Origin of the sequence: Pantoea jilinensis, assembly GCF_019104105.1 — a bacterium.
GTDB classification, from domain to species: domain Bacteria; phylum Pseudomonadota; class Gammaproteobacteria; order Enterobacterales; family Enterobacteriaceae; genus Pantoea; species Pantoea eucalypti.
The window spans coordinates 546,322-563,658 of sequence record NZ_CP077746.1 but is presented as its reverse complement, the minus strand read 5'-3'; the positions used below and the strand labels follow the sequence as shown (position 1 = coordinate 563,658).

Below are 17,337 nucleotides of genomic sequence, written 5' to 3'. Positions count from 1 at the left end.
TTGAAGTTCATTCGGCTAAACTGCGTACGCATCCGTTGGCAGACTGTTACGCGTGCTGCCACTCCATCGAAGATTCAGGGAATGTGTTATGAAAACGTTGGGCGAATTTATCGTCGAGAAGCAGCACGACTTTCCGCACGCCACAGGTGAACTGACGGCGCTGATTTCAGCTATCAAGCTGGGTGCCAAAATTATCCACCGCGACATCAACAAAGCCGGTTTAGTGGATATTCTCGGTGCCAGCGGCGTGGAGAATATTCAGGGTGAACAGCAGATGAAGCTTGATCTGTTTGCCAACGAAAAACTGAAGGCAGCACTGAAAGCACGTGGCATCGTCGCCGGTATCGCTTCTGAGGAAGAAGACGAGTTCGTTATCTTTGAAGGTGAGGAAAACGGTAAGTACGTGGTGTTAATGGATCCACTGGATGGTTCTTCTAACATCGACGTTAACGTTTCCGTCGGCACCATTTTCTCTATTTATCATCGCGTTAGCGAGCCCGGCACGCCAGTGGTTGAAGCGGACTTCATGCAGCCAGGCAACAAGCAGGTTGCTGCCGGTTACGTGGTCTACGGCTCATCCACCATGATGGTTTATACCACCGGCGCAGGTGTGCATGCGTTTACTTATGATCCGTCACTGGGTGTATTCTGCCTCAGTCACGAACGTATGACCTATCCGCCAACCGGATACACCTATTCGATCAACGAAGGTAACTACATTCGTTTCCCGCAGGGTGTGAAGAAATATCTGAAGTTCTGTCAGGAAGAGGATCTGCCAACGCATCGTCCTTATACCTCACGTTACATCGGCTCGCTGGTTGCGGATTTCCACCGTAATCTGCTGAAAGGCGGTATCTACCTCTATCCAAGTACCGCCAGCCATCCTCAGGGCAAGCTACGTTTGCTGTATGAGTGCAACCCGATGGCGTTCCTGGCCGAGCAGGCGGGCGGTAAAGCGACCGACGGTCAGAGACGTATTCTGGATATTCCACCGGTCACGCTGCATCAGCGTTGCCCGTTCTACTGCGGTAACGAGGCGATGGTTAACGACGTTGAGCGTTTCCTGGCTGAGTTCCCGGATTGCCGTCAGGGTTAATCCGGAAGTAGTATAAAAAGTCATGTAGAAAGGGCGCGATTTCGCGCCCTTTCTGTTTTTTTACGCCGTCTGCAATCTGAACTGCGCCATCGTTGACTGAAGCTGGTCGGATTGTGCTTCCAGCGACTGAGTCGCAGCCGTTGCCTGCTCCACCAGCGCGGCGTTCTGCTGAGCTGCCGCATCCATCTGCGTGACGGCCAGATTGACCTGCTCAATACCACGGCTCTGTTCGTCGGAGGCCATCGAGATCTCTTTCATCAGTGCCGTGACGCGCATCACCTCACCAGAAATCTCATCCATGGTTTCCCCGGCGCGCGTCGCCATCTCACTGCCCTCTTTCACCCGAGACTGTGAGTCACTGATCAGCGTGCGGATCTCTTTGGCTGCGTTAGCACTGCGCTGTGCCAGCGTGCGCACTTCATTTGCCACCACCGCAAAGCCACGGCCCTGCTCGCCTGCACGCGCCGCTTCCACGGCGGCATTGAGCGCCAGGATGTTAGTCTGGAAAGCGATACCGTCGATCACGCTGAGAATGTCGCCGATACGATTGGCGCTTTCGGTGATCTCATTCATTTTTTCCATCACGTAGCTGACGACCTCAGCGCCGCGATCGGCAGTATCGGAGACCGCGCTTGCCAGCTGGTTCGCCTGCTGAGCATTTGTGGCGTTAAGTCGCACGGTGGCCGTAAGCTGCTCCATACTGGCCGCCGTCTGCTCCAGCGAGGCGGCGGACTCTTCGGTGCGCTGAGACAGATTGACGTTACCGGCCGCCAGTTCACGGCTGCCGATGTCGATCTGCATACTCGCTTCACGCACCTGACTCACTGAGGTCCGCAATGAGTCCTGCATCCCGCTCAGTGCATGGTTAAGCCGGCCCAGCTCATTGTTGCTGGACGGTGGCAGCGCCTGCGACAGGTCGCCCGCCGCAATCTGCTCAAGATGGACAATCGCCTGGTTCAGCGGCTGCAGCAGCATCCGGCGCAGCAGTTGCCAGGCAAGTACCAGCAGCAACAGCGTTAATATCCCTGCCACACCGATCAGGACTTTCATTTTGGTTTCGTTTTGGGCCGCCTGCACCAGCTGAGCCTGCGTCACCTGGTCAGCAAACTGGCTGAAGTCAGTGACCGCCTTATCGTAACTGGCCGCCAGTGTTGCCAGGTTGCCTTCCAGCAGCTGGTAATATTCGTCGGTATATTGCTTATCCAGCGCGTCCATCATCGGTTTGATGCCCTGGTCGAGATAGGCTTTGTAACTGGCTGAAACTGCATCCGCCAGCATCTTACCGTGCGCCGTCACCGTTCCTGCGTCCACAAAGCGCTTCAGGTTGAGTTGTGATGACACCACATCCGCCTGTGAGAGTTTTGTGACTGCCGCGCCCTCTTCCAGCATACCAATTTCAATTTTACGCACTGCCAGCGCTGCGTTAGCGCGGGCACGCATCAGATCTGAATTGCTCTTATAAAGACTGTTCAGCTCGATCCCCTGAATGCGGTTAACCACATCCAGCGAGCGGTTTCCTTTGTTAATTGCCACGATACCCATAGAACTCACCGCCAACAGCAGCAGTGTCATAAATGCCAGCAAAGCCAGCAACCCCGTGCGAAGTGATAACTGTTTCATCCTGATAGTTTCCGTGTATGTGAAAAGGCGAATTTCAAGCGGCCTCAAAGCGGAGGAATTATCGGCAGTAACGGTCCGAAACTTTAACGCTGATTAGTGTTAACAACTTGATCATCACAGAAACATCCATCAAGCTGATTGCCGCCCATCCGTTATCCGGAGAAAAGAATGAAACCAGGTTTGTTTCTGATGCTGATCTGCCTCAGCACATCGGCGCTGGCAGAGGATATGCCGTCAGACGCTTCGCCTGATCGCTGCCTCAATAATGCCTCAACGACTCTTGCAATGAATCAGTGCTACGCGGCAGCAAGCAAGGTCTGGGATCAGGCGATGAATAAGCAGTACAACAAGCTGATGAAAACGCTCTCCGGCGAACCGAAGAACAAACTGCGTGCCGCTCAGCGTGCCTGGCTGAGCTACCGCGACAGCTGGCTGGAGGCGAGTCGCAGTCAGCTCAGTTCTCAGGGAACACTGGGTAGCGTGGCCCTGAGCGCGCAGAGTCTGAGCCTGGTGCGGAATCAGGCGCTGATGTTGCAATCACTTTCTAAAGGCAGTTGTGCGAATCCCGATGACTGCTGATCGATAACTGGCTTTTGCACTGGCGGAAGTCAGTGCGTTCCATAACCTTCAGGGAGAAACCATGGCTGCTTACGCCTCGACCATCATTCTGATTTGCCTCGCCGTGCTGAGTTATTTCGTACACAACAATGCGGTCACGATTTCGATTCTGGTGCTGCTGGCGATTAAAATTACCCCGCTGGCGCAGTTCTTCCCCTACGTCGAAAAACAGGGCATTACCTTAGGCATCATTATTCTTACTGTGGCGGTCATGGCGCCGCTGGCCAGCGGCTCATTGCCCGCCTCCGCCTTAATCAAATCCTTTGCCAACTGGAAGTCGATTGTGGCGATTCTGGTGGGGATTTTTGTCGCCTGGCTGGGCGGTCGTGGCGTGAATTTTATGAGCGTACAACCCTCTGTAATCGGAGGTCTGCTGATTGGTACGGTGATAGGCGTCGCGTTCTTTCGTGGCGTGCCAGTAGGGCCACTGATTGCCGCAGGCATTGTTTCACTGTTTGTGGCAGCTAAGTAGCGTTTGGGCGCATTCCGAAACGCCAAAAAGGGGGCATACATTCAGAGTCAGTTGGCTATAATAGCCGACACTCAACATACGACTACTGAAGGAATACCAGATGAGTTTGAACCAGGTGCCAGCAGGTAAAGACCTGCCAGAAGATATCTACGTTGTCATTGAGATCCCAGCGAACGCTGATCCGATCAAATATGAAGTTGATAAAGAGTCTGGTGCCCTGTTTGTAGACCGTTTCATGTCTACCGCCATGTTCTATCCGTGCAACTACGGTTACATCAACCATACCCTTTCTCTGGATGGTGATCCGGTTGACGTACTGGTTCCAACCCCGTATCCACTGGTCCCAGGCTCCGTGATCCGCTGCCGTCCGGTTGGCGTGCTGAAAATGACCGACGAGTCTGGTGAAGATGCCAAACTGGTTGCCGTTCCGCACACCAAGCTTTCTAAAGAGTACGATCACATCAAAGATGTGAACGACCTGCCAGAACTGCTGCGTGCACAGATCACCCACTTCTTTGAACACTACAAAGATCTGGAAAAAGGCAAATGGGTGAAAGTGGATGGCTGGGATAACGCCGAAGCCGCTAAAGCTGAAATCATCTCCTCTTATGAGCGCGCACAGAAAAAGTAATTCTGCTGCCGGTTTGTAAGTCGAAAAAAAAAACACCGTCCAAATGGACGGTGTTTTTGTTCAGGCCTCTGGCTCCTCATCACGCTTTAGCCAGTCACCACTCATAATGCGCTGGCGTCCTGCCACTGAGCGTTGATAAACATAAAGCCATGCACTGCCAAACGGCGTCTGAGTCAGAAATCGTTTGTACTCTCCCCCTTTGGTGCGAAGCGCATCCAGCTCCGCCAGGGTTGAGGCATCAATGCGGTACACCTCACAATGTACCGCCCCATTGCCCTCTATTACGCCGGGATAATGGCCCAGACTATAAAGCTCAAAGCCTTCAATCTGGTGATCACCCAGCCACTGCGCATTGGTCATCCAGTGACTGTTTCCCTGTTTGCGCCGTAAACTGCCGTAGACAATTATTCGCATTGCTAAAACTCAAACTGATAGAGCAAATCGAGAGCCTGATCCACACCGGACACGGCTTCCAGATAGAGCTTAGGCATCAGGCGGTAACGCAAGGTTAACGTCGCCAGTGAATCAAATATGCCAACACCGTATTTTACCTGCAGACCCGGTAGCACGTAGCCGCTGACCTGCACCTGCTGGCTATCGCCAACACCGGCAGTATCAACGGCGAGATTGCTGACACCGAAGGTCTCTCCGATTTTACCCACAACCTGACCACTTTGTGCAACCCCTAAGCCAACAAGTGCCGACGTTAGAGCGTTACTGTCGCCGTCGCTGCCTAATCCCTGACCACGCAGCAGGTAGGAAAGCGCTTCCTGTTGCGACATCGCCGGATCGGAGAAGACTTCCGCTTTAGGTTCATCGGCAAGGCCGGTCACGCGCAGACCGGCAGTGACGCCATCTTCCGTGGCATCCGGGTTACGAATGGCTTCCAGGTTAACGTAAGGCTGATCAGGCGGCCCGGCAAACTGCAGCTCACCTTTACGCACAATCAGATCCTGACCATAGGCGTGGAAGCGACCGGATGGAATGTTGATCTGGCCGTTTAAGCCCAGTCCTGACTTATCCTGCACCATTTTCAGATCGCCATTCAGCTTCGCTTTCAGACCAAATGCGGACAGACGCACATCGTTGCCGACGTGGATCACCAGGTTACTGTTAATCGGAATCGCAGCGGTTTGCGGTGTAATCGGCTTCAGCTGTTTATCCAGCATCACCTCATCTGACGAGACGCCCGTCGCGCTTTCCGGCACTTCCTGCACCGTAATGCGCGCCCACGGAATATCGACGCTGCCATCAAGGTTAAAGGCGGCTGGCGTCGCTTCAAATACCAGATCCGGCGAGACATCCATGCGCACCATCGGCGGCACGGTGACGCGAACCCGACTGCCCTGCGCCGCAATGCGCGCACGCCAGTTATCGAGCTGGCTCCAGTCGGCGTTACCGCTGAGATTGATGTTGCCCTGTGCAGTCTGGACCAGTCCGTTCAGGGTCGAGCTCATACCGTTGAACACCAGATTCAGGTTGGCGGCGGTCAGATCGACCGGCATAAAGTTGCCATCCACATCCACACCCGTCAGACCCAACTGCCCAAACACCTGCGGCTGCTGCACACTTCCCCCCAGGCGAAGGCTGCTGTTCAGGCTGCCTTTGATCTTCTCGCCCTGCATCAGCGCAGGATTGATCATCGCCAGCGAGATATTGCGGATGTTCACGTTACCGCCCAGCGTGCGGCGATTTTGCGGATCGTCGATCTGCACGTTGCCATCCAGCTGCCCGTTTTTGGCAATGCGGATCAGCCAGTCGAGCTGTGCGCGACCGTTTCGCAGTGCGGCATTCAGGTTAAGCGTGTCAAAGGCGATCGGCAGGCTGTTGCCCTGAACATCCTGCACCACTTTTACGCCGTTACCCTTCAGCGCCACAGTACCGGTTGGCAGGCTGCCATCCGCCGTCCAGTTAACGCGTACATCGCCACTGAACAGGCCGCTGAGCTGGGTTGCCTCCGGCATAAATGGCTTGACCATCGCAAGGTCAAAACGGTTCAGCACCACATGCGCCTTACCTGCCGGGCCCGCTTCAATCGGCTCCGGTACACAAATTTGTGCATTGGGGTTCTGCCAGCAATGCGGCCCGATGGTCGCCGTCTGACGGCTGTTCAGATAGTCGATGGCCATGGCGCGGGTCAGACGCCACTCGCCCACGGGCGTGTCAAAGCGGGTATCGTTTAGCGAGCCTTTCCAGCGCTCGGTCTGGCGATCAAAGCTGCCGTTGAGCGCCAGCTGACCCGAGACCGGTTTGCCCTGCACAGTCAGCTTCATCTGATGCTGACGCTCATTCCCCTCTGCATTCAGCGTCAGCAGGCCGATGTTCAGCGCATCCTGCTTCAGTTGCTCAACGCGAAGTTGCAGTTTACCGGCGACCTGTTCGCCGGAGCGGACATCGCCATTCAGGGTGACGCGATTAATCTGCATCTGCTGCCAGCGCAGACCACGGGCATTGAGATCGGCCAGCAGCTGCGGTGCCTTCAGAGTGCCACGCGCTTTAATCGTGCCGTTGACCACGCCGCCCAGACCCGGCAGCGCATTGTCGAGCTGTGGCGCATCAATACTGGCATCAAGATCCAGACTGTCGCCCAGCGCCCCTTTGACATCCAGATGGTTGCGTCCCAGCGCCAGCTTAATACCCGGCACCGTCCACTGGTTGTAGCTGTTACCGGTCAGTGAGCCGTCAGCGGTTACGGCATTCTTTTTCACGTTACCTTTTAGCTGAAGCTGCGGCACGCTCAGCTGCCAGGTGCCGCCATACAGACTGCCGCGCGTGGTGATTTTGCCATCCAGCCGCGCGGGCCAGTCAGGATACTGTTTCGCAGTATTGATCCCTGCCAGCGTCAGCTCACTGCGCCAGCTGATTGCCTTACTCCAGTCCACCAGCGCGGTGAGATCGATATTGCCCTGCAGCGCGGCTACGCGCAGGCGATCGAGGCTGAACTGCTCAACGTTACCTTTACCCGTCAGCGAGACATTGGCCGGTGGCACAGATTCGCCCTTCACGGCGGTCTGCAGTGACATCACATAGTCGGTGGCTTTGCCTTTGAACTGATAGTCCAGGTTATCGGCCTGATACTGTATCGGTCCGGTCAGCGGCCAGCGCAGTTGCGGACTGGTCAGCTGCAGTGACAGCGGCAGTCCCGCAACAGCCAGTTGGGTCGTCGCATCCAGCTGCGCATTGACCGGACCTGAGAGATTCAGGCCCAGCTTCAGCGCGTCGCGCATCGCACCGTTAAGTTTCAGCGCCAGCTTTTCGCCTTTAATCGGATCGGTATTGACCGTGCCATTCAGGGAGAAATCGACCGGCCAGTTATCCGCCAGCGTCGCCTGCCCACTCCCCGTCAGATTGCCCAGATTCGAGTCCACTTCCAGCGTCGTTAACTGCATCTGCCGATCGGCGGTTTTGGCTTTCAGCAACAACCGGCTGACAGCGATATCGGTGTCGCCGGTAACGCGCAGCTGCTCGCCCAGAATCTGCTGTACGTCAATATCCAGCGGCAGACGGAAATCAGGCAATGCCGGTAGCAGCGGTTGCGCAAACATCGCCTGCAGCGTTTCGCCCAGCGGTTTCTCAGCGGGATGCGGCTGCTGAACTTTCGGATCGACCACCTCTTCCTTCACCACTTTTGCCGCTTTTGGCAGCGCAATCAGCAGGCTTTGGATATGGGTCGGATTCAGCGTCAGCGCACGATCCTGCCACTGCAGGCCCGTGGTGAAATCAAGCAGCGAGATCGCGGTGTCATCAACCTTCACATTGATGTTGTGCAGGCCAAGATGACGCAGCGTGATGGGGTATGGTGTGCTGAGGTTAGCGTTGCTACTCTCCTCTTCCGGTGCGGCAGCAGCAGGTGTCATTTTCTTGCTGTCGACGACCACGCTGATATCGCGCAGGGAGACATCGTTGACGCACACGGAGGAGTGCAGCAGGCAGTTGAGATCCACCGCCAGGTGAATCTGCCCGGCATCAACACTGACGCCGGGCATCTCAAAGCGCAGACCGTTAAGGGTCAGGTTACGCCAGCCGCCATCGACCTGTTTGATCGACAGGCCAGGCACCCAGCGCGATGCACCCTTGAGCACTAAATGCAGTCCCGGCGTGGTCCCGATTAAAAATGCCACGCCACCCAACAGCACAACCAGAAAGATCAGAATACCGATCAGGACCTTTTTCCACAGCTTCATAGTTCAGGCCCCAGTCCTACGTAAAATTGCAATCCATGCTCCTCGTCATCCCCGATAGGTCTGGCAATATCAAATTTGATGGGGCCAACCGGTGAAGACCAGCGCACACCGACACCTGCACCGGTTTTGATATTGCTCTGTTTAATGTCGTTAACCGCTTCGCCTGAGTCGACAAACACCGCGCCCCACCATTTACCGGTGACGTTATACTGATATTCCAGCGATCCGGTGGCGAGTTTTGATGCCCCGGTGAGTTTGCCGTCGTCGTCACGCGGTGAAATATTTTTGTATTTGTAACCGCGAATACTGCGGTCACCACCGGCGAAGAAGCGCAGATCCGGTGGCACCTTGTCGAAGTCGTTGGTTTCAATCCAGCCAAGATTGCCGCGCGCCACAAAGCGATGACTGTCACCGAGAGTGCGAATCCAGACGTTTTGCGCCTGCAGAATCAGGAAGTCGACGTCGGAGCCCCATGTCGTATCGGAAACGTCGACGGAGTAGCGCTGTGAGTCGCCCCAGGTCGGCATCAGACCGCCGCGCGAGCGGGTGCGGTTTACGCTGACGCCGGGATAGAGCAGCATGGTGGTATTGGTCACACTGCCCTGCGTAAAGTGATCCAGGCTCCAGCGCAGGTTGACCGCCTTCTGCCAGCCGCTGCTGCTGTCCCAGTTGCGCGACATCGCAAGCGTGGTGGTGTCGGCTTTGGTGTCGTTAAGGTCGGTACGCTTGAGGCCTCCGGAGAAGGTGTAGTACTGCTCCAGTGGGCTCTTCAGTAACGGGACTTTATAGCTGAGGTCGACCTGCTGTTCCGGCGCAGACACGTAGGCGCTGGCTGTCAGGCTGTGGCCGCTGTCGTTGATCCACGGTTTTTTCCACGTTCCTTTCAGCCGCGGACCGACGTCAGTTGAGTAGCCGACGCCGGTTTCAATGGTGTTTTCGGTGCGGGGTGACATCACGGCACTCAGCGGCAGCACTTTAGTCTGTCGTCCCTTGCTGAATTCCGGCGCGACCACCACCGAATTAAACCAGCCGGTGGCGGAGAGGCGGCGATTCAGTTCGGCCAGATCGCGTGAGCTGTAGTAATCCCCTTCTTTAAAGGGCACCAGATTTTGCAGATACTCTTCACGAATCTGCGATCCCTGAAAAGTGACGTCACCAAAGCGATAGCGCTCGCCGCTGTCGTAGTCGATATCCCAGAACGCTTCATGGCGCTCAACCGAGACGCCGAGCTGGCTTTTTTTAAAGGTGCCGTCGAAGTAGCCGTTACGCAGCGCAAGATTAGAGAAGCCGCTTTTAAATTTGTCATACTGCCCGTGGTTAAGCTGCGTGCCCACTTTGGGCCGTCCCTGCTTCACCCAGGCTTTGTAATCAGGATCATTGCGCGCATCACCTTCCACCACAATGGTGCTGCCGCCAATTTTGACAGCCTCGCCCGGCGTCACATGTGCGACTAATACCGGCCGTCCTCCCTTCGCAGGCGCGGGGCGGGATTCGAAATCGATGGTCGGCTCGTAATAACCAAGGGCGCGCAGCCCCTCTTTTATTGCAACAGAGACACGTGCACGAAAACGGCCATCATTCGAGACCTCGTCGCTGCCGATGGTGGAAAGGCGCGCTCTGACATTCTTTTGCAGATCCCCGGTTAAGCCATCTACCTGTAATCGCACGGTCGCCGCCTCAAGGGCGGGCGCGGCAAGCAGCAGGCCAGCTATGCAATAAACATAAAATCGTGGCACCTGTACTCCTGTTAATCATGCCGGCCCCTTTTCCGCGGGGCACTTATTAATCATCTTTGCCCGCACTACCGCAACGGCAACATCCTCATCATAGCCGCACTTTATGGCAAACGGCGGCGCAAAATCGACTTCTAACTCAAATAACGCGGCTATTGTCGGTAAATGGGGGGATTGATACAACTCCTGCAGGCGGGAATGAGCGGTCCAAAATGATTCACTCAGATAAATCTGAGTCGATAACGTACCGTTCTGCCTGCTAATCCTGAGGGAAGCGGCAGATTGCCCTCTGGCGGCCCGATGAGCGCTCCTGCTATAATCTGCCACCACAGGCATTCCGCCTGTTTTCATTTCTGCCCCGACATGTACGTTGTCGAACTGGCGCAGACATTTTTGGCACGGATAGCTCTGTTTCACGGATAAACCAACTCTGTTTGCGCTTACCCACGCTGCCCAGGCCAAAAATGACAAGTGGATAACCCTTTGGATCTCATATGTTAGATAGCTTGCTTGTCATTTTATTGCTGATTGTAATCAGTGCCTTTTTCTCCCTGTCGGAGATCTCGCTGGCGGCCGCCCGTAAGATCAAACTGAAACTTCTGGCCGACGAAGGCAACGTCAATGCCCAGCGTGTGCTGAAAATGCAGGAAACGCCGGGCATGTTCTTCACCGTGGTGCAGATTGGCCTTAACGCTGTCGCCATCCTGGGCGGTATTGTCGGCGACGCGGCATTTTCACCGGTTTTCAGCGGCCTGTTTAACCGCTTTGTTTCGCCGGAACTGGCGGAACAGCTCAGCTTTATCTGTTCATTCACCATCGTGACCAGCCTGTTTATCCTGTTTGCCGACTTAACACCAAAGCGGGTTGGCATGGTCGCACCGGAAACCATCGCGCTGCGCATCATCAATCCGATGCGTTTCTGCCTGTTAGTGATGCGTCCGCTGGTATTTCTGTTTAATGGCCTGGCCAACGTCTTCTTCCGTATTTTCAAGCTGCCGATGGTGCGTAAAGATGACATCACCTCCGACGATATCTACGCGGTGGTGGAAGCCGGTGCGCTGGCGGGCGTTCTGCGCAAGCAGGAGCATGAGCTGATTGAAAACGTGTTTGAGCTGGAGTCACGTACCGTTCCCTCTTCAATGACCTCACGCGAGAATATTGTCTGGTTTGATCTGCACGAAGATGAGACCAGCCTCAAGACCAAAATCGCCCAGCATCCTCATTCGAAGTTTCTGGTCTGCAGCGGCGACATCGATCATATCGTTGGCTATGTCGACTCAAAAGAGCTGCTGCTGCGCGTACTCGGCAATCAGAGCATGGCGCTGAACAGCGGCCTGCAGATTCGCTCTGCGCTAATCGTGCCGGACACGCTGACGCTCTCAGAAGCGCTGGAAAGTTTTAAAACCGCTGGTGAAGATTTCGCGGTGATCATGAACGAATATGCGCTGGTCGTGGGCATCATTACGCTGAATGACGTCATGACCACACTGATGGGCGATCTGGTCGGTCAGGGCATGGAAGAGCAGATCGTGGCGCGCGATGAGAATTCATGGCTGGTTGAAGGCGGCACACCGATTGATGACGTGATGCGCGTGCTGGACATCGATGATTTCCCGCAGTCAGGCAACTACGAAACCATCGGCGGCTTTATGATGTATATGCTGCGTAAGATTCCAAAGCGTACCGATTTTGTGAAGTTTGCTGGCTATAAGTTCGAAGTGGTAGATATCGATAGCTACCGTATCGATCAGCTGCTGGTCACCCGCATTGATGAACGACCACCCGTGCTGAACCTGACCAAAACCGAAGAAGAGTAAATGACTCAGAGCGTGTCCCGGCGGCTATTATTGTCCCAGGCAGTCCTGGATACAGAGCGCGCGGAACAAACGGAACGTTTACGTAGCAGTTGGAGATTGTGGGCACCGTCCGTGTTCGGACAGGCAAAGGGAATAGCCTGATAGGTCATACACTAAGGGCGCCATCGGCGCCCTTGTTATTAGTTGAACTCAAGTTTGAGACGAACGACCTGGCGGTTAATTTCTGACATCACGCTCAGGTGCTGTTTGTCTTTGACGCGAGGGATTAATACTTTCCCTTTATCGAACTCGAACGCGCCCACGTCCTTGATATACAACCTTCCTTTGAACAGCGTTTTTACATATTTCGCTATTTGTAGCGGATTATAGCGCTGGAAGATCTTCATGCTGTTTAACTCCTGTACATTTTTAAGCACGCTTCGCCGTTTCCAAATTTGGTTCCAGCCCATGAAGCGCGAATTCGCGATAACTATAGAACACTAAAACTGACTGATGTTCCTAAAAGTGAATTTTTTTACTGAATTGACACATCATTACAGAACACTCTGTTATCAGGCTCACACAACACAGTATAAACCTTCATTGATTAAGGAATTGTGGCGGCCATAACAAACCTGACACCTTTCCAGGACAGGCGCATCATCCCCGCTTACTATTGCAGTAAAATGACTGACTGGTCTGATCACCTTAGGAAATAACAATGCGTATAACCCTGGCAGCTGTGGCGTTGTCTCTGTTGATACCGGCAGGCGCGATGGCTCATAACCTCAGACTGGATATGCGGGTACCGGCTGTAGGCGTGAATGACAAAGGCGAGCTGTTATTGCAACAGGAGAAGTTTAGCTACAAAAACTGGAATAGCGCGCAGCTCAGCGGAAAAGTTCGCGTCATCCAGCATATTGCGGGTCGCTCATCTGCGAAAGAGATGAACGCGGCACTGGTAGAAGCGATCAAAGCCGCGAAGCTGCCGCATGATCGCTATCAGACCACCACCATCGTCAATACCGATGACGCGATTCCGGGCACGGGCATGTTTGTGCGCAGCAGCGTCGAGACCAACAAGCAGCAATATCCCTGGTCTCAGTTTGTCATAGACAGCAAAGGCAACGTGCAGCACAGCTGGCAGTTACAGCCTGGTGGTTCCGCCATAGTGGTGCTGGATAAGCAGGGCAAAGTGAAGTTTGTGAAGGATGGTTCGCTGACGCAGGATGAAGTGACAAAAGTTATCGCGCTGGTCAACTCACTGCTGAAAGAGTAATGCTGAACACCCGGGAGCGAGAGAATCGCTCGCCGGGCATTTATGCCAATATCGTCTTAAAAGAGCGAAACGCGGAAGCCGGGATTCAGGAAGGATTCGCGCGGCGCATAGTCAAGGGTTTTGCCCTGCCAGTCATGTACATGCGCACCCGCAGCCATCGCCACGGCATGACCCGCGCCGGTATCCCAGATATTGGTTGGCCCGAAACGGGGATAGAGCTGAGCTTTACCTTCTGCCACCAGACAGAATTTCAGTGAGGAGCCGGTCGCAACGGTCTGATGCTCACCCAACTGCTTCAGGTACTCTTTCATCTCGTCGTCGTCACCATGTGAGCGGCTGACCACGACCAGCGGAGGACGTGCGTCACGGACATGAATCTGTTCGCGATGACCGCCCTCTTCTTTCCACGCTTTACCCTCTGCCGCGGAATACATTACGCCCAGCACTGGCGCATAGACGACGCCCATCACCGGCTTGCCCGCTTCAATCAGCGCAATATTGACGGTAAATTCACCGTTACGCTTGATGAACTCTTTGGTGCCATCCAGCGGATCAACCAGCCAGTAGCGTTGCCAGTGCTGACGGACATCCCAGGCTGGCGGATCTTCTTCTGAAAGTACCGGTATGTCAGGCGATAGCTGTTTCAGCCCCTCCATGATGACTTCATGCGCCGCGATATCCGCAGCGGTCACCGGCGAATCGTCCGATTTGTGAGAAACGTCAAGCGGCGCGGCACCGTTATAGACCTGCATAATCGCGTCGCCAGCTTCGCGTGCCAGTTGGCAGATTTGCTCTAACATTTTTCACCTCGTTTTTGTCTGTCTGCTGCAGGATCAGCCCATCTTCAGATAGTGACATTTTAGCAGTTCCGCCTGACCAGCCTGTTTACTGGTCCGGCGGCGATTCAATTTATAGATATATCAATATCATAGTTACGTGCTTATCGCCATGCTGACGCCAGTGACCCTTTATCGTATAAGAATGAGTCGCAGGTCGATGCGTCAAAACGTTATACCCATCACGATTTAAAATGACTATCTGTCATGCTTTTACATTATTTTGAGAGCCTGAATTTAATTTGCAGCAGGAGCAAGCATGTTTAAGCCCGGAATGATGTTACTGGCCCTGAGCGTTTCCGTCGCCGCCCAGGCCGCGACGGTCGATTTACGCGTACTGGAAACCACCGATCTGCACAGCAATATGATGGATTTCGACTACTACAAAGATACGCCAACCGAGAAATTTGGTCTGGTGCGCACCGCCACGCTGATTCACGCCGCCCGGCAGGAGGTGAAGAACAGCCTGCTGGTTGATAACGGCGACATCATTCAGGGCAGCCCACTGGGCGACTACATGGCGGCTAAAGGGCTGCGTGAGGGCGAAATCCATCCGGTCTACAAGGCGCTTAATACGCTGGATTACGCTGTCGGCAACCTCGGTAACCATGAATTCAATTATGGTCTGCCCTACCTGAAAAAAGCGCTGGCGGGTGCGCGCTTCCCTTATGTGAACGCCAACGTGATTGATGTGAAGAGCGGCAAACCGCTGTTTACCCCTTACCTCATCAAATCCACTACGGTGGTTGATCGCGAGGGCAAATCGCAGACCCTGAAGATTGGCTATATCGGCTTTGTGCCGCCGCAGATCATGGTGTGGGATAAAGCCAATCTGCAGGGCAAGGTACGGGTGGATGACATCACCGAAACAGCTCGCCGCTATGTGCCTGAGATGCGCGCGCAGGGTGCCGATCTGATTATTGCTATCCCTCACTCCGGCCTGAGCAGCGAGCCGTATCACGCAATGGCAGAAAACTCGGTTTACTACCTCAGCCAGGTGGAAGGTATTAACGCCATCCTGTTTGGTCATGCGCATGCCGTCTTCCCCAGCAAGGAGTTTGCTGGCATCAAAGGCGCAGACATTGCTAACGGCACGCTGAACGGGGTTCCGGCGGTGATGCCAGGCATGTGGGGCGATCATCTTGGCGTGGTCGATCTGGTGCTGAACAATGAGGGCGGACGCTGGCAGGTGAGCAGCGGCAAAGCAGAGGCGCGACCGATCTACGATACTGCCGCGAAGAAATCGCTGGCGGCGGAAGATCCGGCGCTGGTGAAGGTGCTGGCTGACGATCACCGCGCCACGCGGGAGTTTGTGGCGAAGCCCATCGGCAAGTCGGCTGACGTAATGTACAGCTATCTGTCGCTGGTTCAGGACGATCCAACGGTGCAGATCGTCAATAATGCGCAGCGCGCTTATGTGGAGCATTTCATTCAGGGCGATCCGGATCTGGGCCGTTTGCCGGTGCTCTCTGCTGCCGCGCCGTTTAAAGCGGGCGGACGTAAAAACGATCCTGCCAGCTATGTCGAAGTGGAGAAAGGTGCCCTGACCTTCCGTAATGCGGCCGATCTCTATCTCTATCCCAATACACTGGTCGTGATGAAAGTCACGGGTGCGCAGGTGAAAGAGTGGCTGGAATGCTCAGCAGGCCAGTTTAACCAGATCGATCCGCACAGCAGCAAAACGCAGTCGCTGATTAACTGGGATTTCCGCACCTATAACTTCGATGTGATTGATGGAGTCAATTATCAGATTGATGTGACCCAGCCCGCGCGTTATGACGCAGAGTGTCAGTTGATCCATCCTGACGCCTCACGCATCCGTCAGCTTACCTGGCAGGGTAAACCCATCGATCCGCAGGCTCTCTTCCTGGTGGCGACCAATAACTATCGCGCATATGGCGGCAAGTTTGCCGGCACCGGAGATAAGTACATCGCCTTTGCCTCGCCAGATGAGAACCGTTCGGTGGTAGCAGCCTACATCAGCGCGGAAACCAAAGCGCATGGCGCAGTTCAGCCGAAGGCGGACAATAACTGGCGTCTGGCACCGATTACCTCATCCACTCCGCTCGATATTCAGTTTGAAACGGCACCGGGCGATAAGGCGACCGGATTTATTAAGCAGCATGCGCAATATCCGCTTCAGCCCAAAGGAACAGATGCGATTGGCTTTGCACTGTGGCAGGTAAATTTACAGCAGAAATAAGGCTGGAGAAAACGCTGCAACCGGGGTGGTTGCAGCGTCTTATCTTACAGGATTTCCAGCAGCTCAACTTCGAAGAGCAGCGTGCTGAATGGTGGGATAGAGGCACCCGCACCGCGCTCGCCATACGCCAGGTTCTGTGGGATCACCAGTTCCCATTTTGAGCCAACCGGCATCAGCGTCAGCGCTTCAATCCAGCCAGGGATAACGCCGCTTACCGGGAATTCTGCCGGTTCGCCACGGGCAACTGAGCTGTCGAACACGGTGCCGTCGATCAGTTTGCCGGTGTAGTGAACGCGTACGCGATCCTGACGTGATGGGATTGGACCTTCACCCTGAGTAATCACGCTGAACTGCAGGCCTGATTCGGTGCTGCTCACGCCTTCACGCTGCGCATGTTCCTGCAGGAATGCCTGACCTTCTGCGGCCATAGCTTCGGTACGCTCACGACGCACGCCTTCCGCGCGTTCGTGCACTTCACGCAGTGCGCGATGAACCACATCAACCGGTACGGCCGGCGAGTTCCCTTCCAGCGCGTCGCGCAGACCCGCGAGCAGTGCTTCTGGTTGCAGACCCTGCAGACCAGATTCCAGCAACTGCTGGCCAACCTGTAAACCAATACCGTAACTTGCTTGTGCTTCGACGCTGTCGAAAGAAGGGGTAGTCATCTTCGTTCCTTTCACTCTCGGATAAATTCGAACCGGCAGCATAGCAGCGCAGGCCGCTGGCGTAAAATGCCCTGCGTCGCAGATGACTTTTGCTGATGAAAGAGAAACAATAGCCACGTCAAATTTATCAATGCTGGCAGGCACTTCGCGCCGGTATTGCCCATACTATAACTATCGATGGGGATCACCTCATCTGTAGCACCT

Annotated in this window: 14 protein-coding genes; 7 read left to right on the top strand and 7 right to left on the bottom strand. The window is 54.8% G+C overall.

The features are described from left to right. The first annotated feature begins 88 nt into the window (after positions 1-88). The gene (gene fbp, locus KTJ90_RS02710; RefSeq protein ID WP_003855523.1) at positions 89-1,096 is read left to right on the top strand and encodes a class 1 fructose-bisphosphatase; all 1,008 of its coding nucleotides are present in this window, start codon (positions 89-91) and stop codon (positions 1,094-1,096) included. A gap of 60 nt (positions 1,097-1,156) precedes the next feature. Here the strand turns inward: fbp and KTJ90_RS02705 are convergent, their stop codons facing one another. Then, positions 1,157-2,716: a methyl-accepting chemotaxis protein gene (locus tag KTJ90_RS02705; RefSeq protein WP_312041404.1), complete on the bottom strand. Its 1,560-nt coding sequence runs from the start codon at positions 2,714-2,716 to the stop codon at positions 1,157-1,159. Positions 2,717-2,884: 168 nt separating this feature from the next. Between KTJ90_RS02705 and KTJ90_RS02700 the strand changes: the two genes are divergently transcribed. The 3 genes from KTJ90_RS02700 to ppa all read left to right on the top strand — a co-directional run bounded on the left by KTJ90_RS02700 (position 2,885) and on the right by ppa (position 4,437). Continuing rightward, positions 2,885-3,295 carry a lysozyme inhibitor LprI family protein gene (locus tag KTJ90_RS02700; protein ID WP_312041405.1) on the top strand — a complete coding sequence of 137 codons (411 nt, stop codon included), beginning with the start codon at positions 2,885-2,887 and terminating at the stop codon, positions 3,293-3,295. A 61-nt stretch (positions 3,296-3,356) separates the two neighbouring features. After that, complete coding sequence (locus KTJ90_RS02695) at positions 3,357-3,806, top strand: DUF441 domain-containing protein (protein ID WP_003855520.1); 450 nt, start codon at positions 3,357-3,359, stop codon at positions 3,804-3,806. A gap of 100 nt (positions 3,807-3,906) precedes the next feature. Then, positions 3,907-4,437: an inorganic diphosphatase gene (gene ppa / locus KTJ90_RS02690; protein WP_003855519.1), complete on the top strand. Its 531-nt coding sequence runs from the start codon at positions 3,907-3,909 to the stop codon at positions 4,435-4,437. A gap of 60 nt (positions 4,438-4,497) precedes the next feature. Here ppa and KTJ90_RS02685 read toward each other — a convergent pair whose 3' ends face one another. Genes KTJ90_RS02685 through tamA form a run of 3 tightly spaced genes read right to left on the bottom strand, consistent with a single transcriptional unit; the run spans position 4,498 to position 10,357 of the window. Then, positions 4,498-4,851: a gamma-glutamylcyclotransferase family protein gene (locus KTJ90_RS02685; RefSeq protein ID WP_008925784.1), complete on the bottom strand. Its 354-nt coding sequence runs from the start codon at positions 4,849-4,851 to the stop codon at positions 4,498-4,500. A 2-nt stretch (positions 4,852-4,853) separates the two neighbouring features. Continuing rightward, positions 4,854-8,621 (bottom strand): translocation/assembly module TamB domain-containing protein, encoded by a 3,768-nt coding sequence (tamB, locus tag KTJ90_RS02680; protein ID WP_499025913.1) that lies wholly within the window; start codon positions 8,619-8,621, stop codon positions 4,854-4,856. After that, positions 8,618-10,357: an autotransporter assembly complex protein TamA gene (tamA, locus tag KTJ90_RS02675; RefSeq protein WP_008925786.1), complete on the bottom strand. Its 1,740-nt coding sequence runs from the start codon at positions 10,355-10,357 to the stop codon at positions 8,618-8,620. Before tamA ends, tamB begins: the two co-directional genes overlap by 4 nt. Before the next feature lie 491 nt (positions 10,358-10,848). Between tamA and paeA the strand changes: the two genes are divergently transcribed. Further along, on the top strand, positions 10,849-12,171 hold the full coding sequence (gene paeA / locus KTJ90_RS02670; RefSeq protein ID WP_008925787.1) for a polyamine export protein PaeA: 1,323 nt from the start codon (positions 10,849-10,851) through the stop codon (positions 12,169-12,171). Between the two features lie 179 nt (positions 12,172-12,350). Here paeA and KTJ90_RS02665 read toward each other — a convergent pair whose 3' ends face one another. Next, on the bottom strand, positions 12,351-12,557 hold the full coding sequence (locus KTJ90_RS02665; protein WP_003855513.1) for a DUF1107 domain-containing protein: 207 nt from the start codon (positions 12,555-12,557) through the stop codon (positions 12,351-12,353). A 314-nt stretch (positions 12,558-12,871) separates the two neighbouring features. On the opposite strand from KTJ90_RS02665, the gene KTJ90_RS02660 reads away from it, so the two are divergent. Then, positions 12,872-13,429, top strand: coding sequence for a YtfJ family protein (locus KTJ90_RS02660; RefSeq protein WP_003855512.1), 558 nt, complete (start codon positions 12,872-12,874; stop codon positions 13,427-13,429). Positions 13,430-13,485: 56 nt separating this feature from the next. Here the strand turns inward: KTJ90_RS02660 and cysQ are convergent, their stop codons facing one another. Further along, positions 13,486-14,229 carry a 3'(2'),5'-bisphosphate nucleotidase CysQ gene (gene cysQ, locus KTJ90_RS02655; RefSeq protein WP_003855511.1) on the bottom strand — a complete coding sequence of 248 codons (744 nt, stop codon included), beginning with the start codon at positions 14,227-14,229 and terminating at the stop codon, positions 13,486-13,488. 295 nt (positions 14,230-14,524) lie between these two features. Here cysQ and KTJ90_RS02650 point away from each other — a divergent pair, with 295 nt between their 5' ends. Then, complete coding sequence (locus KTJ90_RS02650; protein WP_003855510.1) at positions 14,525-16,468, top strand: bifunctional 2',3'-cyclic-nucleotide 2'-phosphodiesterase/3'-nucleotidase; 1,944 nt, start codon at positions 14,525-14,527, stop codon at positions 16,466-16,468. A gap of 44 nt (positions 16,469-16,512) precedes the next feature. On the opposite strand, the gene bamJ is transcribed toward KTJ90_RS02650, so the two are convergent. Next, complete coding sequence (bamJ, locus tag KTJ90_RS02645; protein WP_003855508.1) at positions 16,513-17,133, bottom strand: BamJ family beta-barrel-assembly machinery protein; 621 nt, start codon at positions 17,131-17,133, stop codon at positions 16,513-16,515. Between the last annotated feature and the right edge of the window lie 204 nt (positions 17,134-17,337).